The 20,384-nt window shown below is 66.8% G+C and carries 20 protein-coding genes and 1 pseudogene; all 21 read right to left on the reverse strand.

The features are described 5' to 3' along the window. Positions 1 to 73: 73 nt before the first annotated feature. Positions 74 to 1,651, reverse strand: coding sequence for an NADH-quinone oxidoreductase subunit NuoN (gene nuoN, locus AC3A6P_RS02965; RefSeq protein WP_487688216.1), 1,578 nt, complete (start codon positions 1,649 to 1,651; stop codon positions 74 to 76). After that, positions 1,648 to 3,210, reverse strand: coding sequence for an NADH-quinone oxidoreductase subunit M (locus tag AC3A6P_RS02970; protein ID WP_487688218.1), 1,563 nt, complete (start codon positions 3,208 to 3,210; stop codon positions 1,648 to 1,650). The genes nuoN and AC3A6P_RS02970 overlap by 4 nt, the downstream gene beginning before the upstream one ends. Before the next feature lie 4 nt (positions 3,211 to 3,214). Then, on the reverse strand, positions 3,215 to 5,092 hold the full coding sequence (gene nuoL, locus AC3A6P_RS02975; RefSeq protein WP_487688220.1) for an NADH-quinone oxidoreductase subunit L: 1,878 nt from the start codon (positions 5,090 to 5,092) through the stop codon (positions 3,215 to 3,217). Between the two features lie 9 nt (positions 5,093 to 5,101). Continuing rightward, on the reverse strand, positions 5,102 to 5,401 hold the full coding sequence (gene nuoK / locus AC3A6P_RS02980; RefSeq protein WP_487688222.1) for an NADH-quinone oxidoreductase subunit NuoK: 300 nt from the start codon (positions 5,399 to 5,401) through the stop codon (positions 5,102 to 5,104). A 61-nt stretch (positions 5,402 to 5,462) separates the two neighbouring features. Beyond that, complete coding sequence (locus AC3A6P_RS02985; protein ID WP_487688225.1) at positions 5,463 to 6,242, reverse strand: NADH-quinone oxidoreductase subunit J; 780 nt, start codon at positions 6,240 to 6,242, stop codon at positions 5,463 to 5,465. Beyond that, positions 6,239 to 6,742 (reverse strand): NADH-quinone oxidoreductase subunit NuoI, encoded by a 504-nt coding sequence (nuoI, locus tag AC3A6P_RS02990; RefSeq protein ID WP_487688227.1) that lies wholly within the window; start codon positions 6,740 to 6,742, stop codon positions 6,239 to 6,241. The genes AC3A6P_RS02985 and nuoI overlap by 4 nt, the downstream gene beginning before the upstream one ends. Further along, positions 6,735 to 7,964 carry an NADH-quinone oxidoreductase subunit NuoH gene (gene nuoH / locus AC3A6P_RS02995; protein WP_487688230.1) on the reverse strand — a complete coding sequence of 410 codons (1,230 nt, stop codon included), beginning with the start codon at positions 7,962 to 7,964 and terminating at the stop codon, positions 6,735 to 6,737. Before nuoH ends, nuoI begins: the two co-directional genes overlap by 8 nt. Next, complete coding sequence (locus AC3A6P_RS03000) at positions 7,961 to 10,336, reverse strand: NADH-quinone oxidoreductase subunit G (RefSeq protein ID WP_487688232.1); 2,376 nt, start codon at positions 10,334 to 10,336, stop codon at positions 7,961 to 7,963. Before AC3A6P_RS03000 ends, nuoH begins: the two co-directional genes overlap by 4 nt. A 79-nt stretch (positions 10,337 to 10,415) precedes the next feature. Further along, the gene (gene nuoF, locus AC3A6P_RS03005) at positions 10,416 to 11,753 is read right to left on the reverse strand and encodes an NADH-quinone oxidoreductase subunit NuoF (RefSeq protein ID WP_487688235.1); all 1,338 of its coding nucleotides are present in this window, start codon (positions 11,751 to 11,753) and stop codon (positions 10,416 to 10,418) included. Further along, positions 11,754 to 12,626: an NADH-quinone oxidoreductase subunit NuoE gene (nuoE, locus tag AC3A6P_RS03010; protein ID WP_487688238.1), complete on the reverse strand. Its 873-nt coding sequence runs from the start codon at positions 12,624 to 12,626 to the stop codon at positions 11,754 to 11,756. Then, on the reverse strand, positions 12,623 to 13,936 hold the full coding sequence (nuoD, locus tag AC3A6P_RS03015) for an NADH dehydrogenase (quinone) subunit D (protein ID WP_487688240.1): 1,314 nt from the start codon (positions 13,934 to 13,936) through the stop codon (positions 12,623 to 12,625). Before nuoD ends, nuoE begins: the two co-directional genes overlap by 4 nt. Further along, on the reverse strand, positions 13,936 to 14,622 hold the full coding sequence (locus AC3A6P_RS03020; protein ID WP_487688242.1) for an NADH-quinone oxidoreductase subunit C: 687 nt from the start codon (positions 14,620 to 14,622) through the stop codon (positions 13,936 to 13,938). The genes nuoD and AC3A6P_RS03020 overlap by 1 nt, the downstream gene beginning before the upstream one ends. Next, positions 14,619 to 15,173: a NuoB/complex I 20 kDa subunit family protein gene (locus AC3A6P_RS03025; RefSeq protein WP_487688245.1), complete on the reverse strand. Its 555-nt coding sequence runs from the start codon at positions 15,171 to 15,173 to the stop codon at positions 14,619 to 14,621. Before AC3A6P_RS03025 ends, AC3A6P_RS03020 begins: the two co-directional genes overlap by 4 nt. Positions 15,174 to 15,192: 19 nt before the next feature. Continuing rightward, entirely contained in the window at positions 15,193 to 15,552 is a 360-nt protein-coding gene (locus AC3A6P_RS03030) for an NADH-quinone oxidoreductase subunit A (protein ID WP_487688247.1), read from the reverse strand. 205 nt (positions 15,553 to 15,757) lie between these two features. Further along, positions 15,758 to 16,174, reverse strand: coding sequence for an Rv3143 family two-component system response regulator (locus AC3A6P_RS03035; protein WP_487688249.1), 417 nt, complete (start codon positions 16,172 to 16,174; stop codon positions 15,758 to 15,760). A gap of 38 nt (positions 16,175 to 16,212) precedes the next feature. Next, the gene (locus AC3A6P_RS03040; protein ID WP_487689350.1) at positions 16,213 to 16,740 is read right to left on the reverse strand and encodes a YceI family protein; all 528 of its coding nucleotides are present in this window, start codon (positions 16,738 to 16,740) and stop codon (positions 16,213 to 16,215) included. Positions 16,741 to 16,756: 16 nt separating this feature from the next. Then, positions 16,757 to 17,157, reverse strand: a pseudogene (locus tag AC3A6P_RS03045) (nuclear transport factor 2-like protein). After that, entirely contained in the window at positions 17,154 to 17,510 is a 357-nt protein-coding gene (locus AC3A6P_RS03050; RefSeq protein WP_487688251.1) for a DUF6285 domain-containing protein, read from the reverse strand. The pseudogene AC3A6P_RS03045 and the gene AC3A6P_RS03050 overlap by 4 nt, the downstream one beginning before the upstream one ends. Further along, the gene (locus tag AC3A6P_RS03055; RefSeq protein ID WP_487688254.1) at positions 17,507 to 18,499 is read right to left on the reverse strand and encodes a phosphotransferase family protein; all 993 of its coding nucleotides are present in this window, start codon (positions 18,497 to 18,499) and stop codon (positions 17,507 to 17,509) included. Before AC3A6P_RS03055 ends, AC3A6P_RS03050 begins: the two co-directional genes overlap by 4 nt. Then, a complete protein-coding gene (locus AC3A6P_RS03060; RefSeq protein ID WP_487688256.1) occupies positions 18,496 to 19,737 on the reverse strand; it encodes an acyl-CoA dehydrogenase family protein in 1,242 nt (413 codons plus the stop codon). The genes AC3A6P_RS03055 and AC3A6P_RS03060 overlap by 4 nt, the downstream gene beginning before the upstream one ends. A 31-nt stretch (positions 19,738 to 19,768) precedes the next feature. After that, positions 19,769 to 20,383, reverse strand: a complete 615-nt coding sequence (locus AC3A6P_RS03065; protein ID WP_487688258.1) for a TetR/AcrR family transcriptional regulator — start codon at positions 20,381 to 20,383, stop codon at positions 19,769 to 19,771. Position 20,384: the final 1 nt, after the last annotated feature.

The following is a 20,384-nucleotide window of genomic DNA, read 5'->3' on the forward strand; positions in this document are numbered from 1 at the left end:
TCGGCGCAGCCCGAGGACGCCTGGCAGCGGATCCTCTCCTTCTTCGACGCCCACTTGCGCTGACCGGAGGCCGTCAACCGACGAACATCGCGAAGTCCCCGGCGAGATCCAGCAGCGGCTGCGGCAGGGCCCCGAGGGCGAAGGTGATGGCCGCGGTGACGGTCACCGTGGCCACCGTCAGGGAGCTGGGATTGACCACCTCAGGTGCATCGTCGGGTGGGTCGGTGAAGAACATCAGCACGATCACCCGCACGTAGAAGTACGCCGCGATGGCGCTGGCCACCACACCGACGATCACCAGTGGGATGGCGCCGCCCTCACCGGCGGCTTTGAACACCGCGAACTTGCTGACGAACCCGCTGGTCAGCGGAATACCCGCGAAGGCGAGCAGGAAGAGCGAGAACACCACGCCCACCAGGGGATAACGCCGGCCGAGGCCCGCCCACTGTGCCAGGCCGGTGGCTTCCTCGCCCGAACGGGTGCGCACCAGGCTCACCACCGCGAATGCGCCCAGCGTCGAAAAGCCGTACGCGAACAGGTAGAACAAGGTGCCGGACAGCCCGGTGTCGTTGAGCGCGATGACGCCGGTGAGGATGAAACCGGTATGTGCGACAGCAGAATACGCGAGCATGCGCTTGACGTCGGTCTGTGTGACGGCCGTGACGGTGCCCACCACCATGGTCAGGATCGCCACCGCCCACATCATCGGGCGCCAGTCGGCGCGCAGTTCGGGTAGTGCCACGTAGAAGATACGCAACATGGCGCCGAATGCGGCGATCTTGGTGGCGGCGGCCATGAACGCGGTGATCGCGGTGGGGGCGCCCTGGTACACGTCGGGGATCCACGAATGGAACGGCACCGCACCCACTTTGAACAACACACCAACGGCCAGCAGCCCGATTCCGATGAGCACGATCGCCGAACCCCCGGTGCCCGCGGTGCCGTCGGTGGCGACGGCCTCGGCGATACCGGACAACGCGAAAGTGCCGCTGTAGCCGTACATCAGTGCGATGCCGTACAGGAAGAACGCCGAGGAGAACGCGCCGAGCAGGAAGTACTTCAGCGCCGCTTCCTGGGAGAGCAGCCGCTGCCGACGAGCCAGCCCGCACAGCAGGTACAACGGCAGCGACAGCACCTCGAGGGCGATGAACATCGTGAGCAGATCCTCCGCCGCCGGAAACAGCAGCATGCCCCCGATCGCGAACATCGTCAGTGGGAATACCTCGGTCTGGATCACCCCGGCCTGGACGGCCGTCTTCTCCGCGACGCTGCCGGCGATCGCCGACGCCTGCGGAGTGAAAGCATCCAAACCGCCTGTCTGACTGGTTTTCTCCTGAGATATCCGGCGTTCGGCAACCAACAGGATGCCGAGAATGCTGATCAACAGGATGGTGCCTTGCAGGAACAACGTCACCGGGTCGATGGCCACCGCGCCCATGACGGCGACCTGACCGGCCGAGCCGTGCAGGTCGCGGGCCAGCAGCACCACGGCCACAACCGCCGCGGCGAGCCCGCCCAGCGCCAGCGTGACCTGGATACGGTAACGCACGGTCCGGGGCAGGAACGCCTCGACCAGCACCCCGGCGACGGCCACCCCGAAGACGATGAGCATCGGCAGGATCTGGAGGTACTCGACTGTGGGCGCGGTCATCGCACCGGTCCTTCCGCGACACGGGGAGCGGGGTCTTGTTGATCGATGGTGGTCAGCGTGTGCTCCACGGCGGGATTGATGACATCGAGTGCGGGTTTGGGATACACGCCGAGCACCAGCAGCAGCGCGATCAGTGGTGCCACCACGGCGATCTCGCGGGGGACCAGATCACGCAGCGACTTGCTCTCGTCGGTCACCGGGCCTGTCATCATCCGCTGGTACAGCCACAGGATGTACACCGCGGAGAGCACCAGCGCCGTGGATGCGATGACGGCGAACACCGGGTACCGCGTGAATGTGCCGATCAGCACCAGGAATTCACTGATGAACGGCGCCAATCCGGGCAGCGACAACGTGGCCAGACCGGCCACCAGGAAAGTGCCGGCGAGCACCGGCGCCACCTTCTGCACCCCGCCGTAGGACGCGATGAGCCGTGTTCCGCGTCGTGACACCAGGAATCCCGCGATCAGGAACAACGCCGCCGTCGATATCCCGTGGTTGACCATGTAGAGCGTCGACCCGGATTGTCCCTGGCTGGTCATGACGAAGATGCCGAGGATGATGAAACCGAAGTGGCTGATCGAGGTGTAGGCGATCAGGCGCATGACGTCGGTCTGCCCGATCGCGACGATGGCCCCGTACACGATTCCGATGACGGCCAGAGCGATGACGAAAGGCCGGAACAGGGTGGACGGCTCGGGGAACAGCTGCAGGCAGTAGCGCAGCATCCCGAAGGTGCCCACCTTGTCGACGACAGCCATCATCAGAACGGCGGTGGCGGGCGTGGATTCCACCGCCGCGTCGGGCAACCAGCGGTGGAACGGCCACAGCGGGGCCTTGATCGCGAACGCGAACATGAACCCCAGGAACAGCGCATTGAGAATGGCGGGGTTGACCACCAACTCACCCGAGGAGACCGCGGCCACGATGGCGCGGAAATCGAAAGTGCCAGAGTCGAAGACGCCGCTGTTGGCCGTCACCACATACAGGCCCACCACGGCGGCGAGCATCACCAGACCACCGAACAGGTTGTACAGCAAGAACTTCACGGCGGCTTTCGATCTGCCCGACCCGCCGAACCCGCCGATCAGGAAGTACATCGGGATCAGCATGGCCTCGAAGAACACGTAGAACAGCAGCACGTCCAGCGCGACCAGCGAAATGAGCACCATGCCTTCGACGGCCAGCGTCAGCGCCACATAACTGTGGGAGGAGCGGCCCGAGAGCGCGCCGTCATCGGGGGCGTCGTTCCAGCCGGCGAGCAGCAGCAGCGGCACCAGTACGGCGGTCAGCACCACCAGCGCCAGGGCGATGCCGTCGAGGCCCAGGATGTAGCCGGTGCCGAAGGACGGGATCCACGGGTGGTCCTCGACGAACTGGAACTGGGCGCCGGCCGGGTCGAAACGCACCGCGAGCACCGCCGCCACGGCCAGCACCGCCAGCGACACCACGATGCCCGCATACTTCGCGAACTGCCGTGCCGCCGCCGGCAACAGGATGATCACCGCGGCCCCCACCAACGGGATCGCCCACAGGATGGTCAGCCAGGGAATGTTCACCGCGTCACCACACCCTCACCACCAGAACGGCGCCGACGACCAGTGCGGCGCCGGCCAGCATCGACAGTGCGTACGACCGGGCGAATCCGGTTTGCAAGCTGCGCATTCGCTGCGAAGCGCCACCGATCAACGCGGCCAGCCCGCTGGCCACGCCGTCGACACCTCTGTCGTCGACGGTCACCAGATCCTCGGTCAGCTGTTGCCCCGGCCGCATGAACGCCGCTTCGTTGAACACGTCGCCGTACAGGTCGAGGCGAGCGGCCACCGTCAACGCCGAGACGTCTTCCGGGGCTGTCTCCGGCACCGGCCGGGTGGCGTAACCGCGGTAGGCGACGCCGACACCGGCGGCCACGACGGCGAGGGTGATGATGGTCATGGCCCAGACCGGGATGACGTGATGAGCCTCGTGGGTGCCGACCACCGGTTCGAGCCAGCTGCTGAGGGTGCCGCCCACGGCCAGGGCGGCGCCCGCGCCGACCGAGCCGAGGGCGAGCACGATCATGGGTGCGGTCATGATCGCGGGGGACTCGTGCGGATGGGTGTCGGGGTTCCAGCGCTTGTCACCGAAGAACGTCAGCAGCATCACCCGCGTCATGTAGAAGGCAGTGATCCCGGCCCCGAGAAGGGCGACGCCGCCCAGGAGTATCCCTTTGACTCCGCCTGCGGCGAACGCCGTTTCGATGATGGCGTCTTTGGAGAAGAACCCGGCCAGCGGCGGGACCCCGATGATGGCCAGATACCCCAACCCGAACGTGACGAACGTGACCGGCATGTATTTGCGCAGCCCGCCGTAGCGGCGCATATCGGTTTCGTCGTTCATACCGTGCATCACCGAGCCGGCGCCCAGGAACAGTCCGGCTTTGAAGAAGCCGTGGGTGAGCAGGTGCATGATTGCGATGGCGTAGCCGGCCGGCCCGAGGCCTGCGGCCAGGACCATGTACCCGATCTGCGACATGGTGGAGGCGGCCAGTGCCTTTTTGATGTCGTCTTTGGCGCAGCCGATGATCGCCCCGAACAACAAGGTGATGGCCCCGACGGCCACGACCGCGGTCTGGGCGGCGGGCGCGAGGTTGTAGACCGGACCGGAGCGCACGATCAGATACACCCCGGCCGTCACCATGGTGGCGGCGTGGATCAGCGCCGAAACCGGGGTGGGACCCTCCATGGCGTCTCCGAGCCAGGACTGCAGCGGGAATTGTGCACTCTTGCCGCAGGCCGCCAGGAGCAGCAGCAGTCCGATGGCGGTCACTGTGGCCGACGACAGCTCCGGTGCGGCGGCGAACACGCCGGCATACGACAGGGTTCCGGCGTCGGCCCACATCACCATCAGCGCGACGGCCAGGCCGATGTCACCGACGCGGTTGACCACAAAGGCTTTCTTGGCGGCGGTGGCGGCCGACGGTTTGTGTGACCAGAACCCGATCAGCAGGTAGGAGGCCAGGCCGACGCCTTCCCATCCGACGTAGAGGCCCAGGTAGTTGTCGGCCAGCACCAGCAGCAGCATGGCGGCGACGAAGAGATTCAGGTACGCAAAGAAACGTCTGCGATCGGCGTCCTCTTGCATGTAGCCGATCGAGTAGAGGTGGATCAGCAGGCCGACACCGGTGATCAACAGGACGAAACACATGCTGAGGGCGTCCAATTGGAGGCCGAAGTCGACCTGCAGATCGGCCACCGGCACCCAGGAGAACAACTGCTGGTGCACGACGCGGTCCTCGGGCCCCCGGGCGAGGAGCACGGTGAACTGCACGACCGCCCACGTGAACGCGGCGATCATGGTGGCGCAGCCCAGGAGGTGCCCCCACCTGTCGGTGGCGCGCCCGCCCAGTAGCAACACCGTTGCACCGGCCAGCGGCAGCAGGATCAACCACAGCAGGTCCATTGATGCCGCCTAGCCCTTCAGAAGGTGTGCGTCGTCGACATTGGCGGAGCGCCGGGTGCGGTAGATGGTCATGATGATGGCCAGCCCGACCACCACTTCGCAGGCGGCCACCACCATGGTGAAGAACGCCACCACTTGGCCGTCGAGGTGGCCGTGCATCCGGGAGAACGCCACGAATGCCAGGTTGCAGGCGTTGAGCATCAGTTCCACACACATGAACATGACGATGGCGTTGCGCCGCAACAGCACTCCCGCGGCGCCGATGGTGAACAGCAGCGCCGACAGATGCAGGTAATTATCCGGGTTCATGATGCACCGGCCGCGGTGATGGTGACCAGCGACGTTGATCGGCCGAAAACCTTGTCGGGATTCATCGGTGCCCGTTCCTGTCTTCCGCGATGTCATCGACCGGTCGCCGAATGAGGATGCTGCTGACCGACAGGGTGGCATCGGACCCGTCGGGTAACCGGGCCGGGACATCCACCGCGTTGTGCCGGGCGTACACCCCCGAGCTCGGCAACGTCGTGGGGTGACCGCCGGGCTGGAAACGTTCGACCGCCAGTTCGCGTTGAGTTTTTCTGCGCTCGAACCGTTCCCGGTGCGCCAGCACCATCGCGCCCATCGCAGCGGTGATCAACAACGCGCTGGTGACCTCGAACGCCCACAGGTACTTGGTGAAGATCAGTGCGGCCAGGCCTTCGACATTGCCGCCCGCGTTGGCTTCGGCCAGGCCGGCGAATCCACCGCCGGTCACCGACGTGGACACCACGCCGATGCCGGCGATCAACAGGATGCCGAATCCGATGCCGGCGACCAGCGCGGCGATCCGTTGTCCACGAATGGTCTCCACCAGCGATTCGGAGGAGTCGACGCCGATGAGCATCAACACGAAGAGGAACAGCATCATCACCGCGCCGGTGTAGACCACCACCTGCACCACGCCCAGGAACAGGGCGTCCTGGGCGACGTAGAGCATGGCCAGCGCGATCATGGTGGCGGCCAGGAAGATCGCCGAGTACACGGCTTTCGGGGCGGCCACCACCCCGATGGCCCCCGCCAGCGCGATGGCACCCAGGACGTAGAACGCGACGGCCTCGGTGGTGGAGGTCCGGGTGAACGCCTCGGCGAGAAGCAGGGTGTCGGGCGTCATTTCACATGGCCGAGGTAGTAGTCGTCGTCGGTGGCGCCGTCGGCCATCGCATGGGGCGGGGCCTGCATCCCGGGCTCCAGCGGTGCCAGGAGTTTGTCCTTGCCGTAGATCAGGTCGGCGCGGTTGTCGTCGGCCATCTCGTAGTCATTGGTCATGGTCAGCGCCCGGGTGGGGCAGGCTTCGATGCACAGTCCGCAACCGATACAGCGCAGATAGTTGATCTGATAGACCCGGCCGTACCGCTCACCGGGGGAGAATCGCTGCTCCTCGGTGTTGTCGGCGCCCTCGACGTAGATGGCATCAGCCGGGCAGGCCCACGCGCACAGCTCGCAGCCGATGCACTTCTCCAGCCCGTCGGCGTACCGATTGAGTTGATGCCGGCCGTGATACCGCGGTGTGGTGGCCTTGTCGGTGTCCGGGTACTGCTCGGTCATCGGTTTCTTGAACATCGTCGAGAACGTCACGCCGAAACCGGCCAGACCGTTGAGGAATTCAGGCACGAGAGGGCTCCTTGGTCGGCGGCATGGGTGGAATGGGGAACGAGCCCGGACCCGGTGGTGTGGGCACGGTGGCGGCCCGGATCTGTCTGCGCCGCATCCTGTTCCACGCGGACAGGGCCAGCAGGATCGCGGCCATGAATCCGACGTAGACCACGGCGGTGACCCATGGCGGTGCTCCGTCTGCGCGCACCTGGTGGGTGATCGCGACGGTCATGATCCACGCCAGCGACACCGGGATCAGGAGTTTCCAGCCCAGCGCCATGAACTGGTCGTAGCGCAGACGGGGCAGGGTGGCCCGCAACCACATGTACAGGAACAGGAATCCCCACACCTTGGCGATGAACCAGATCAGGGGCCACCACCCGGAGTTGGCGCCGTCGATCATGCTGAGTGGCCACGGGGCCTGCCAGCCGCCGAGGAACATCGTGGTGGCCAGCGCCGAGACCGTGGTCATGTTGACGTATTCAGCCAGCATGAACATCGCGAACTTCAACGACGAGTACTCGGTGTGGAAACCGCCGACGAGCTCGCCTTCGGCTTCGGGAAGATCGAACGGGGCCCGGTTGGTCTCACCCACCATGGCCGTCACGTACACCAGGAACGACGGCAGCAGCAGCACCACGAACCAGGTCTGCGCTTGGGCGGCCACGATGCCCGAGGTCGACATGGTGCCCGCATAGAGGAACACCGCGACGAACGACAGCGCCATGGCGATCTCGTAGGACACCACCTGCGCCGAGGAACGCAACCCACCCAGCAGGGGATAGGTGGAGCCAGAAGCCCAGCCCGCCAACACGATTCCGTAAACTCCGACCGATGTCACCGCCAGCACGTAGAGTACGGCGACGGCCATGTCGGTGAGCTGGAGCGCGGTGGTGTGCCCGAACACCGATACCGCCGGACCCATCGGGATGACGGCGAACGCCATGATCGCCGGGATGACGGCGATGACGGGCGCCATCAGGTAGATCGGCTTGTCGACACCGACGGGGGTCAGCCCTTCCTTGAGGGCCAGTTTCACCCCGTCGGCCAGCGACTGCAAAAGACCGAACGGCCCCACCCTGTTGGGCCCGAAGCGCATCTGCATGCGGCCCAGGATCTTTCGTTCGGCCAGGATCGCCACCAGCACGGTCAGCAGCAGGAACGCGAAGATCGCGACCGCTTTGCCCAACAGCAGCCACCAGGGGTCGTGGCCGAAGACGCTGAGATCGGGATGGTTCACGACACGTCTCCTCGTGCGATCGTCACGACGGCGCCCGCCGCGACGCCCAGGTCCTCCGAGACCACGCTGCGCGGGGAGTTCGCCGGCAGCCACACCACCCGGTCGGGCATCTCGGTGATGAGCAACGGCAGGCTGATGCTGCCGCGTCCGGTGCTCACGGTCAGCAGGTCCCCTCCGCCGGCTCCGATCTCGGCGGCCGTCGCTGCGGACAGCCGTGCCACCGGTGCCCGCGCGGTGCCGGCCAAGTGCGGCTCACCGTCCTGGGCCCGTCCGTTGTCCAGCAGCATCCGCCAGGTGGCCAGCACCGCTTCACCGCGCCCAGGTGACGGCGCCCCCGACGGTTCGACGGCGGGGGCGGGTGCCGGGTCGCCGCCCCACAGGCCGAGCCGCGCGAGACCCTCGCCCGCGGCGTGCGCCGAGCCGAGCCCGAGATCGACACCGAGTTCGTCGGCCAGGGTCTGCAGAACCCGCAGATCCGGTGCAGCGTTGCTGGCGAGCGCCGGTGCGAACGGTCGCAACCGTCCCTCCCAGTTGGCGAATGCGCCGGCCTTCTCGGCCACCGGGGCGATCGGGAACACCACGTCGGCCAGGGCGGTCACCGTGCTTTCCCGGAGTTCGAGGCTGACCACGAATGGGGTGTTTTCCAGCGCTGCCCGCGCAGTCGCAGGATCGGGCAGGTCGGTGAGGTCGACGCCGCCGATCAGCAGCGCCGCGAGCCGACCGGCCGCGGCGGCCTCCAGGATCGCGGTGGTGTCGCGCCCCGGCGTGGCGGGGAGGTCGCTGACATTCCAGGCGCGGGCCAGCTGCGCTCGCGCGTCGGCGTCGTCGACCGGCCGCGCACCCGGCAGCAGGTTGGGCAGACACCCCGCTTCGACGGCACCGCGCTCACCGGCGCGTCGCGGGATCCATGCCAGGCGTGCGCCGCTGGTGCCGGCCAGCCGCGCCGCCGCCGTCAGCGCACCCGGCGAGGTGGCCAGACGTTCGCCGACCAGGATGATGGACCCGGGCAACAGTTCCAGCCCCGCCAGCGCGGCCGCCTCGTCACCTGGCGTCGTCATCACCAGGCGGGCACCCAGTTTCGTGGCTCCGTAGGTGGCATAGGGGGCCACCGCGACCACCTGGAGCGCGTGCTTGCGCACCGCCTTGCGCAGCCGTAGGAAAACGATGGGGGATTCTTCTTCGGGTTCGAAGCCGACGAGGACCACCATGGGCGCGGCTTCGAGATCGGCGTAGGTGACCTCCATCGCGTGGCCCGCGACGTGGGTGGCCAGGAATTGGGCTTCCTCAGCGGAGTGGTGGCGGGCACGCATGTCGATGTCGTTGCTGCCCAGCACCATTCGCGTGAACTTCGCATAGGCGTAGGCGTCTTCGACGGTCGCGCGGCCGCCCACCAGCACTCCGGTCTGGGCGCCTGCCGCGGCCAGGCCGAAGGCCGCGGTGGTGATGGCTTCCGACCACGACGCCGGTCGCAGCTCCCCGTCCTCCCGGATCAGGGGAGTCAGGATGCGGTCACCCACCCGGGGGTAGGCGAATGCCCAGCGGCCCTTGTCGCAGTTCCATTCCTCGTTGACCTCGGGGTCGTCGCCGGCGAGACGGCGCAGCACGGTGCCGCGGCGGTGGTCGGTGCGCTGCGCGCATCCGGAGGCACAGTGTTCGCAGACGCTGGGACTGGAGACCAGGTCGAAGGGCCGCGCGCGGAATCGGTAAGCGGTGCCGGTCAGGGCGCCGACCGGACAGATCTGCACGGTGTTACCCGAGAAGTAACTGTCGAACGCGGCGCCTGAGGCGATGCCGACCTGTTGTAGCGCACCGCGTTCCAGCAACTCGATGAACGGATCACCCGCCACCTGGTTGGAGAAGCGGGTGCAGCGGGCGCACAACACGCAGCGTTCCCGGTCCAGCAGCACCTGTGAGGACAGGTTGATCGGCTTCGGGAACGTGCGTTTGACATCGGTGAAGCGGGTCTCTTCCCGGCCGTTCGACATGGCCTGGTTCTGCAGCGGGCATTCACCGCCCTTGTCGCAGACCGGGCAGTCCAGCGGGTGGTTGATCAGCAGCAGTTCCATCACGCCATGCTGGGCTTTGTCGGCGGCGGGGCTGGTGAGCTGGGTGCGGACCACCATGTCGGGGGTGACGGTGGTGGTGCAGGAGGCCATCGGCTTGCGTTGGCCCTCGACTTCCACCAGGCACTGCCGGCAGGCGCCCACCGGATCGAGCAGCGGGTGGTCGCAGAAGCGGGGGATCTGCACGCCCATCAGTTCCGCGGCGCGGATCACCAATGTGCCCTTCGGGACCGAGATCGGGGTGTCGTCGATGACCAGCGACACCATCTCGACGGCCGTCGCGTCGCGGTCGGGTTCGATGATCGTCATGACAGCGCCTCCCCGACTCGGGCAGTCATGAACACAGGTGATCTGAAGCGCGATCGGCCGAGTTCGAGTCTGCTCGCGGTCATGCGGTGACCCCCTCGGGAGTGGTGAGCATGGAGGCATACGGGTCGAACGGACAACCGCCCGCCAGGTGCGCGTCGTACTCGTCGCGGAAGTACTTGATGGACGAGACGATGGGTGACGCGGCGCCGTCGCCGAGGGCACAGAAGGACTTGCCGAAGATGGTGTCGGCGATGTCGAGCAGCTTGCCGATGTCGTCCTCGGTGCCCCGGCCGGTTTCGAGGCGTTCGTAGATCTGGGCCAGCCAATAGGTGCCTTCGCGGCACGGGGTGCATTTGCCGCAGGACTCGTGGGCGTAGAACTGCGTCCAGCGCCGTACCGCGCGCACCACACATGTCGTCTCATCGAAGATCTGCAGTGCCTTGGTGCCCAGCATGGACCCCGCCTTGGCCATACCCTCGTAATCCAGTGGTGTGTCGAGGTGTTCGGCCGTCAGCAGTGGCGTCGACGACCCACCCGGCGTCCAGAACTTGAGCTCATGGCCGGCGCGGACACCTCCGGCGTAGTCGAGGAGTTCGCGCAGTGTGATACCCAGCGGAGCCTCGTACTGTCCCGGCGTCGTGACATGGCCCGACAGCGAGTACAAGGTGAATCCCGGGGACTTCTCCGACCCCATGGACTTGAACCAGTCCACCCCGCCGAGCAGGATCGGCGGCACCGACGAGATGGACTCGACGTTGTTGACCACCGTCGGGCAGGCATAGAGCCCGGCCACGGCGGGGAACGGCGGCCGCAGGCGAGGCTGCCCGCGCCGGCCTTCCAGCGAGTCCAGCAGCGCGGTCTCCTCACCGCAGATGTAGGCGCCGGCGCCGGCGTGCACGATCAACTCCAGGTCGAAGCCGGACCCCAGGATGTCCTCCCCGAGGTAGCCGGCTTCGTACGCCTCGGCCACCGCGGCCTGCAGGCGCCGTAGCACCGGGACCACTTCGCCGCGCACGTAGATGAACGCGTGGTGGGCCCGGATGGCATACGCCGCGATGATGGCGCCTTCGACCAGAAAATGCGGAGTGGTCATCATTAACGGAATGTCTTTGCACGTACCGGGTTCCGACTCGTCGGCGTTGATCACCAGGTAATGCGGCTTCGCGCCCGCGCCGGTGGCGTCTTGCGGGATGAACGACCATTTGGTGCCGGTGGGGAAACCCGCGCCCCCGCGGCCGCGCAGGCCGGAATCCTTCACCAGCGCGATGACGTCGTCCGGGGGCATCGACAGTGCCCTGGCCAACGCCTGATACCCGTCGTGGTTGCGGTAGGTTTCCAGGGTCCAGGGCTGCTCGGCGTCCCAGAACCGGCTCAGGACCGGGGTCAGGGGTACCCGCTGTCGATCTGGGTGAGCCATCTAGTCTCCTGACTCCGTTGCCGACGGGTCCGTCTCCTCGGTGCCCGGCTCGGCGGGCACCGTCGCCGACGGGGCCGGTGCCGGTTCGTCCCGCGTCGATTCGACGGCCTCGGGTTCGGTGCTCTCGGTGTCCGCCGAAGGTTGGTCGGCGGGGCCGGTGCTCGGTGGGGCCTGCATGCCCAGGCTGTCGGCGATGCGCAGCCCGGCCAGCGTGGCCGGCCCGGGACCGGTGGCCGGCCCGGCCGGAGACGGAAGTCCGGCAAGGGTGCGGGAGGTCTCGGTGAATGTGCACAGGGGTGCGCCCCGGGTGGGTGGAATGGGCGCCCCGGTGCGCAGACTGTCGACGAGCTCGCCTGCGGTGGTGGGGTTTTGGTTGTCGTAGAACTCCCAGTTGACCATGATCACCGGCGCGTAGTCGCAGGCGGCGTTGCACTCCAGGTGCTCGAGGGTGATGGCGCCGTCGTCGGTGGTCTGCCCGGCGTGGATGCCGAGCCGGGTCTGCAGGGCTTCCAGGATCGCGTCGCCGCCCATGATGGCACACAGGGTGTTGGTGCACACTCCGACCAGATACTTGCCGGTGGGGGTGCGCCGATACATCGAGTAGAACGTGGCGACCGCCGTGACTTCGGCGTCGGTCAGTTGTAACTGGTTGGCGCAGAACCGGATACCGGCTGCGGTCAGGTATCCGTCCTCGGACTGCACCAGATGCAGCAGCGGCAGCAACGCCGAGCGGGGGTGCGGGTACTTGGCGATGATCGCGGCGGCATCGGCGCCCAGCCGGGTTTCGATATCGGCGGGGTAGGCAGCGGGCCCACCCACGGGTGGGCCGGGCTCGTCGGGTCGGGCGCCGAGTTGCAGATCCACCAACGTCATCTGTCGACACCACCCATCACCGGGTCGATACTCGCGACGGCAGAGATGACGTCGGCGACCATCCCGCCTTCACACATCGCCGCGACGGCTTGCAGATTGGTGAACGACGGGTCGCGGTAATGCACCCGGTAGGGCCGGGTTCCGCCGTCGGAGACCATGTGCACACCGAGTTCACCACGCGGGGACTCGACGGCGACGTAACACTGCCCGGCCGGGACCCGGATGCCTTCGGTGACGATCTTGAAGTGATGGATCAGGCCCTCCATGGAACGGCCCATGATCTTGGCGATGTGGTCAGGGGAGTTGCCCAGGCCGTCGGGTCCGAGCTTCAGATCGGCCGGCCAGGCCAGTTTCTTGTCCGAGATCATCACCGGGCCGGCGAGCTTCTCCAGCCGGGCCACGCACTGCGCCACGATCTTCAGTGATTCGTTCATCTCGTTGACCCGGATGACGTAGCGGCCGTAGCAGTCGCACGAGTCGTCGGTCATCACCTCGAAGTCGTAGGTCTCGTAGCCGCAATAGGGTTGGGACTTGCGTAGGTCATGGGGCAGGCCGGTGGACCGCAGCACCGGGCCGGTGATCCCCAGCGCCATGCAGCCGGTCAGGTCGAGGTAGCCGATGCCGACGGTGCGCGCTTTCCAGATGGGGTTCTCCCGAAGCAGGTTCTCCAATTCGTGCAACCGGCCGGGCAGGATGTCCAGCAGGCGTTTGACGCGGTCCAGACCGTCGTCCGGCAGATCGGCGGCCAGCCCGCCTGGGCGGATGTAGGCGTGGTTCATCCGCAGGCCGGTGATGGCCTCGAACACCGTCAGGATCTCTTCGCGCTCCCGGAACCCGAAGAACATCGCGCTCATGGCGCCCAGTTCCATGCCGCCGGTGGCCAGGGCCACCAGATGAGACGAGATGCGGTTGAGCTCCATCAGCATCACCCGGATCACCGAAGCGCGTTCGGGGATGTCGTCGGTGATGTCGAGCAGTTTCTCCACCCCCAGGCAGTAGGCGGTCTCGTTGAAGAACGGGGACAGGTAGTCCATCCGGGTGACGAAGGTGACGCCCTGCGTCCAGGTGCGGTACTCCAGGTTCTTCTCGATGCCGGTGTGGAGATAGCCGATCCCGCAGCGGGCTTCGGTGACGGTCTCGCCTTCGATCTCCAGGATCAACCGCAGCACTCCGTGGGTGGAGGGGTGCTGCGGCCCCATGTTGACCACGATCCGCTCGCCGGCGTCCCCGGCGTCGACCGAAGCCCTGGCGCGCGTGACGATCTCGTCCCAGTCCTGGCCGCCCAGGGTGATGACAGTATCGGTCGACATCAGGTGTAGGACCTCCGTTGATCCGGCGGGGGAATGGTGGCGCCGTGGTACTGCACCGGCACCCCACCCAGGGGGTAGTCCTTGCGCTGAGGATGGCCGACCCAGTCGTCGGGCATCTCGATGCGCGTCAGTGCGGGATGGCCGTCGAAGACGATCCCGAAGAAGTCATAGGTCTCGCGCTCATGCCAGTCGCAGGTCGGGTACACCGAAAACAGTGACGGCACATGGGGATCGGTATCCGGGCAGGCCACCTCCAGCTGGATACGGCGATTGTGGGTGATGGACATCAACGGGTACACCGCCCGCAACTCCCGACCGAAGTCATTCGGGTAGTGCACGCCGGACACTCCGGCGCACAGTTCGAAGCGCAATTGCGGGTCATCACGCAGTGTTCGGGCCAGCGGGAGCAGGCGGGCGCGGTCGATGTCCAGGGTCAGCTGACCGCGGTGAACCACCACCTGGTTGACTCCTGCCGCGAACACGTTGGCGCCCAGAGCTTCTCCGAGCCGGTCCACCACGGCGTCGAAGTAGCCCCCGTAGGGCCGGGGGGAGCCGCCGGGCATGGTGACTTCCCGGACCAGCCGTCCGTAGCCGGAGGTGTCGCCGGTGCCGGAGGCGCCGAACATGCCCCGCCGGACCCCGATCACGTCTCGGGCTTCCGGCGTACCGGGGTTCTCGCCCGTCATCGCAGCAGCCCCTTGAGTTCGATGGTGGGCCGGGCCGCCAGGGCGGCCTCCTCGGCGGCCGCGACGACCTCATCGCGGTGCACCCCCAGCGGCATCTCGGCGATCTTGGCGTGCAATGTCACGATGGCGTGCAACAACATCTCCGGCCGCGGCGGGCATCCCGGCAGGTAGATGTCCACCGGAACCACGTGGTCAACGCCCTGCACGATTGCGTAGTTGTTGAACATCCCACCCGATGACGCGCACACCCCCATGGCCAGCACCCACTTCGGCTCGGCCATCTGGTCGTAGACCTGCCGCAGCACGGGCGCCATCTTCTGTGACACCCGGCCCGCCACGATCATCAGATCCGCCTGGCGCGGCGTCGCCGAGAACCGCTCCATCCCGAATCGCGCGATGTCGAACCGCGGCCCCGCCGTTGCCATCATCTCGATCGCGCAGCAGGCCAACCCGAACGTCGCCGGCCACAACGAGCCCTTCCGCACGAACCCGGCGACCTTCTCCACCGTCGACAACAGGATCCCGCCGGGAAGCTGCTCTTCCAGTCCCATGTGCTGTCCCGATCCCTTCTCAGTCCCAATCCAGGCCGCCGCGGCGCCACACGTAGGCGTAGGCCACGAAGACGGTCGCCATGAACAGCAGCATCTCCACCAGGGCGAACATGCCCAGCTGGTCGAAAGACACCGCCCACGGGTATAGGAAGACGATCTCGATGTCGAAGACGATGAACAGCATGGCCGTCAGATAGAACTTGACGGGGAACCGCGCCATCCCCGTGGGCTGGCGCGCCGGTTCGATACCGCACTCGTAGGCCTCCAGCTTGGCCCGGTTGAACCGTCGCGGACCGATCACCAACGCAATTCCCACCGACACGATCGCGAATGCCGCCGCTATGGCCCCGAGCACCAAGATGGGCAGATAGAGATTCATGCGTGTTCGCCGTCCATGACGTCGGCTCCCTTGGCTGTGGATGTGAGCTACAACACAGCCTAGCGATCTTGACCGGCAGGTTGGCGCATTTCGATAGGATCGATCCAACAGCCGACTGCCGCCATTCTGGCGGCGAACCCGCAAGGGGCGCAGCGTAATTGGTGCTGTCCGGGTGGTGTGCTGTGAGGCTTCGGTTACCGAAGCGTCATCTTTGCGGAATACCGCGCAACAGTCCGGCGACGGCTTCGCCCAAGCGGATCGGATCGATGGGATGCGGCACCGCCGCCTCCGCGCGCGACCAATTGGCCAGCCACGCATCGTCGGCCCGGCCGGTGAGAACCAGTATCGGTGGGCACTCGTCGAGTTCGTCCTTGAGCTGCTTGGCCAGGCCCATACCGCCGGTCGGGGTGGCTTCGCCATCCAGGATTGCCAGATCGACATCACCGGAGTCCATGTGCTGGATGACGACGGGGGCGGTAGCCACCTCGAGGTAGCTCAGTTCGGGCAGTCCGGGGTGGATCCGCTTACCCATCGCGAGCTTGACCTGCTCGCGCGTACGCGCGTTGTCGCTGTACACCAGGACACGGACCGCACCCGAAACGTCGCGGCGACTGTCGGGCACGAGCCGATGCTACAGGCTGTTTGCGGCAGCCACTTCGGTTACTGCGAGCCGCTTTTCACGAACACTGCGCGGCCGTGCAGCATGGTTGCCGATCTGACCATGCCGAGCAGATTCCCGTCGACGTCCCAGTGGGTGCGGTCCACCGTGGTGTGGGCGGATATCTCGACGGCGCCGTCGTCGAGAAGCGCGATCCTGCCCGACATCGGGATGGGACGGGTGATGCCGTGGACGGTGAGGCTGCTGCGCAGCTCCACACCCTCGGGTGCGGGCTGCACCGCGGTGACCACCACGCTGATGGTGGGGAACCGATCGACAGCGAAGAAGTCCTCCGAGCGCAGATGCTCATCACGTTTGCGGATTCCGGTGGTCAGCGAGGCCGCCGCGATGTCCACCCGGCCGAAGGCGGTGCCGCCGCCCAGTTGGCCATCGCCGCTGAACTCGGTGAACCGGCCGTTCACCGGGACCAGTCCCCACAACGACCGGCAGCGAAACCTGATCTGGGACCGGTCAGTCACCAGCGTCCACACCGCGGCGTTGCCCGGATCGCCGAGCAAGCTGTCGAGCATGGTCACCGGTATCTCCCTAGTTCAGCAAGGGGGCGATATCTGACGGATTGAAGTATTCATCAATACGGCTGATCAGACCATTGTTTCCCAGCTTGACCACGATGCACACCCGCATGGCGATGGGACCGCGGGCGCCGGTGGCGTGCAGGATGTGCTGCTGGACGAACCCCTGCGCGCCGACTGGTCTTCGAACAGTTGGCGGTCCAGGATCTCGTAACGGCGTTCGCTGGTCCGGTTGATGAACCAGCAGATGACCCGCAACGCCCGCTCCCGGTTGTTGTCTTCGCGGTCCCCGGAGTGCCAGACCAGGATGTCGTCGTTCCAGAGTTCTTCGATCATGGCGATGTCGCTGCCCTCGATGGCACGAAAGAGGGTGTCGGCGACGTCCTCGACGGCCGATGCCTCGCGAATGGTCATGTGGCGGCCTCCTGGGGCTCGGCGTAACCCGGATGCGCGGCAGCCAGGCGGTGTGAGACCAGTGTGCGCAGACAGTCCGACAATTCCGCGGGGCGGTCGTCGAGGTCGCCGCGCCGGATGGCGGCGGCCAAGCCGGCCTCGTCGCGGTATCCCAGGCGCTGCAGCGCCGCGTGTACTTCGTCGGCGCCCGCGGCGCCCTGCAATTCCCGCTGCACCATGCGCAGCGCGTTGGCGGCCACCCGGGCGTGGAAGTTGACCTGCCCGGTGGTGGCGTCGCGGACATCCCCGTCGAGGAAGTCGGCCACCGCGGCCACGAGTTCGGCGGCCGTCGGGCGGCCGTGCAGACCTGTCATGCGCCCACCCGGGTGTCGAGCAGCTCGAGCAGATCCCACTCGTTCTCGCACACCCGGCGCCCGATCGTGGCCAGTTCCACCGACGGGGACTGGCCGGACAGATGTCGTTGGGCCTGATATCGGCAGATGACACCCCACTGCAGCGTGGCGGCCACCAGCCACCAGCGAAACGCCGGCCGGTCCACGGCGGCACCGGACGCCGCCTCGTAGGCGGTGAGGAACGCCTCGATGCTGCCCAGGCCGCCGGCTCCCAGCTCGCGGGGTGCGCCGAACCGCCACGCCCGGACACAGAACCAGGCCAGGTCTTCGTAGATCTCGCCGCTGTGCACCAGTTCCCAGTCCAGCACCGCGGCCAGCCCGGTCCCGCCTTCGACGTCGACGATGAGGTTGCCCATCCGGAAATCTCCGTGCACGAGTGTCGGCGCGGACGGCGGTAGGTCGGCGCGGTGCGCCTCGAGCCAGCGGAATGTCCACTCGAAAGTGGCGGTGGTGTCGCCCATTTCGTCGAGCTGCTCGCGCCACTGGGTCAGCGGGTCCTGCGGCTGCAGGCCCGCGTCCGCGGGATCGGCGGAATGGATCGCGGCCAGTGCCCCCGCGCATTGCCGCAACAGCTGCTCCCGGCCGGCGTCATCGAGACCACGCTGGATCCGCCGCACGATGGTCTCCCCGGCGATGGCGCTGCAGATCAGGTACGGATTACCCAGCCCGGCAGAAGAGTTGTCCGCGGTGAGGATCTGCGGCACCGGCGCACCGGCGGCAGCGGCCAGCGACTGCACCCGGGCTTCGAGTTCCATACCGGCGTGCACGTCATCCGGCGGGCCGGTCCGCAGGATCAGGGGGCGGCGGTCGGCGCCGGTGGTGGCGGTGAACGACCACGTGGTGCGGCTGGCCCCGCCGGTGAGCACCCGCAGATCCGTGACGGTCACGTCGTCGCCGAGAAGGGGCTGCAGCACCGAGGTCAGTGCTGGGCCCAGCTTCTCCGGAGTCACCGGCGTGACCCGAATTTGAGCATGCGCTGGGCCACGCGGCGGATCTGGATCTCTTCGGCGCCCTCGGTGATCCGGTACCGCCGGTGGTGCCGATAGATGTGTTCGAACGGTTCGTGGCGGCTGTAGCCGATGCCGCCGTGGATCTGCATGGCCCGGTCGGCGGCTTCACACACCAGACGGTTGGCGCGGTAATTGGCCATCGACACCTTGTCCGAGACCTCCATGTGGTGGTCGCGGTCCAGGTGCCAGGCGGCGTAGTAGACCAGTAGACGGACCATCTGCGCTTCGGTCTGCAGCTCGGCCAGCGGCCACTGCACGGCCTGATTCACCGACAGCGGCTTGCCGAACACCACGCGTTCGCCGGCGTAACCCGCGGCCCGGTCGATACAGTACTGAGCCGCGCCGAGGCTGCTGGCGGCCTGGCGAATCCTGTTCTCGTGCAGGAAGGTCTGCCCGACTTCCAGACCGTGGTCGACCTCGCCGAGCACCGCGTCGACGGGCACCCGAACATCGGTCAGCGTCACCTCCCCGTGATCGCTGGGCATGTTGAACGTCCACCAGTAGTACGGCACCTCGAAACCCGGGGTGTCGGTGGGCACCAGGAACGCGGTGATACCGACCGCCTGCCCCGCTTGCCCGGATGTGCGGGCGAACACCAGGTCGTGGGTGGCACGGTGCACGCCGGTGTTCCAGCGTTTGGCGCCGTTGATCACCCATTCGTCCCCGTGGAGCTCAGCGCGTGTCTCCAGCCAGGTGGCGTCGGACCCGTGCCCGGGTTCGGTCAATCCGAAGGCCATGGACCGCTTCCCGGTCAGCATGGCCTCGATCCACTCCCGCTTCTGCTCCTCGGTGCCGAACCGGTCCATCATGATGACCTGCGGGAAGTTGCCGACGATCGAGGACTCGTCCTGCAGATCGTTGTGAAGTCCGAGACCCTTGTGCGCCAGGTGTTCCCGGATCACCGCCATATCGAGGTTGGTACCGTCGCGACCACCGAACTGGGCGGGCAGGCCGTACCGCAACCAGCCTGCCTTGTCGGCGCGGCGGCGCATCTCGTCGAGCAGATCCTCCCATTCCCGGGCCGGGACGCCGCCGCCCGCCAGATCGGTCCTGGCGAACTCGCGCCGCCGATCGAAGTACTGCATGTTCTCGCGTTCCAGCGGCTTGATCTCCGCTTCGATGAATGCGTCCATCTCGGCGAGAAGTCCCGGAAGATGTTCCGGCAGAGTGAAATCCACGTCGATTCCTCCACGATAGGGCTGAAAGGGGTCAGTAGCCGTACAACGTTTTCTTCCAGATGGTGGCCAGTGTGCGGACGGCGTCCCGGTCGCTGGTGCGCACACCGAGTGCGGCGGCATCCGGGCGCAGGTACACCGTGGTGAACTGTTCGAACAGCAACGCGATGGCCAGCGCGATGTGGTCCGGATCGAGGTCGTTGCCGTAGCCCTGGTTCTGGGCGTGCTCCACCGAGGCGCGCACGATGTCCATACCGAATCTGCGGAACTCGTTCTGCACCGCCGCGAACCGCGCCTGACCGGCGGCCAGTTGGTCCACCGCCACCATGATGCCGATGTTCTGCTTGAAGATGTTCCAGTACCCGGTGACCGCCGCCGTGAAGAACGCGGTGTCGTCCGGGGACTCCGGCAGGTGGATGTCCCCGCCGGACGGTCGCACCACGTCGGTGAGGAAGGATTCGGCCAGCACCGCCAGCAGGTCTTCCTTGTCGTCGAAGTAGCGGTAGAAGGCTGCCGACGACTTACCCGCCGCCGAGGTGATGTCGGCGAGCGTGGTTGCGTGGAAGCCCCGTTCGGCGAACAGTTTTCGTGCAGCCTGCGCGAGGGCCTCCCTGGTCTGTCTGCCCTTCGGCGACAGCTCGCCTGTCACG

Source organism: Mycobacterium sp. Soil_C_30 (genome assembly GCF_057656995.1).

Excerpts from the sequence above, each read along its gene's own strand:
- AC3A6P_RS02985 (WP_487688225.1), bottom strand. The coding sequence starts at position 6,242 with ATGACGCCCGACACCCTGCTTCTCGCCGAGGCGTTCACCCGGACCTCC.
- AC3A6P_RS03025 (WP_487688245.1), bottom strand. The coding sequence starts at position 15,173 with ATGGGACTGGAAGAGCAGCTTCCCGGCGGGATCCTGTTGTCGACGGTG.
- AC3A6P_RS03020 (WP_487688242.1), bottom strand. The coding sequence starts at position 14,622 with ATGACGGGCGAGAACCCCGGTACGCCGGAAGCCCGAGACGTGATCGGG.
- nuoL (WP_487688220.1), bottom strand. The coding sequence starts at position 5,092 with ATGGACCTGCTGTGGTTGATCCTGCTGCCGCTGGCCGGTGCAACGGTG.
- nuoE (WP_487688238.1), bottom strand. The coding sequence starts at position 12,626 with ATGACGTTGGTGGATCTGCAACTCGGCGCCCGACCCGACGAGCCCGGC.
- nuoK (WP_487688222.1), bottom strand. The coding sequence starts at position 5,401 with ATGAACCCGGATAATTACCTGCATCTGTCGGCGCTGCTGTTCACCATC.
- nuoN (WP_487688216.1), bottom strand. The coding sequence starts at position 1,651 with ATGACCGCGCCCACAGTCGAGTACCTCCAGATCCTGCCGATGCTCATC.
- AC3A6P_RS03000 (WP_487688232.1), bottom strand. The coding sequence starts at position 10,336 with ATGACGATCATCGAACCCGACCGCGACGCGACGGCCGTCGAGATGGTG.
- nuoD (WP_487688240.1), bottom strand. The coding sequence starts at position 13,936 with ATGTCGACCGATACTGTCATCACCCTGGGCGGCCAGGACTGGGACGAG.
- AC3A6P_RS03040 (WP_487689350.1), bottom strand. The coding sequence starts at position 16,740 with ATGCTCGACAGCTTGCTCGGCGATCCGGGCAACGCCGCGGTGTGGACG.
- nuoF (WP_487688235.1), bottom strand. The coding sequence starts at position 11,753 with ATGGCTCACCCAGATCGACAGCGGGTACCCCTGACCCCGGTCCTGAGC.
- AC3A6P_RS03050 (WP_487688251.1), bottom strand. The coding sequence starts at position 17,510 with ATGACAGGTCTGCACGGCCGCCCGACGGCCGCCGAACTCGTGGCCGCG.
- AC3A6P_RS03030 (WP_487688247.1), bottom strand. The coding sequence starts at position 15,552 with ATGAATCTCTATCTGCCCATCTTGGTGCTCGGGGCCATAGCGGCGGCA.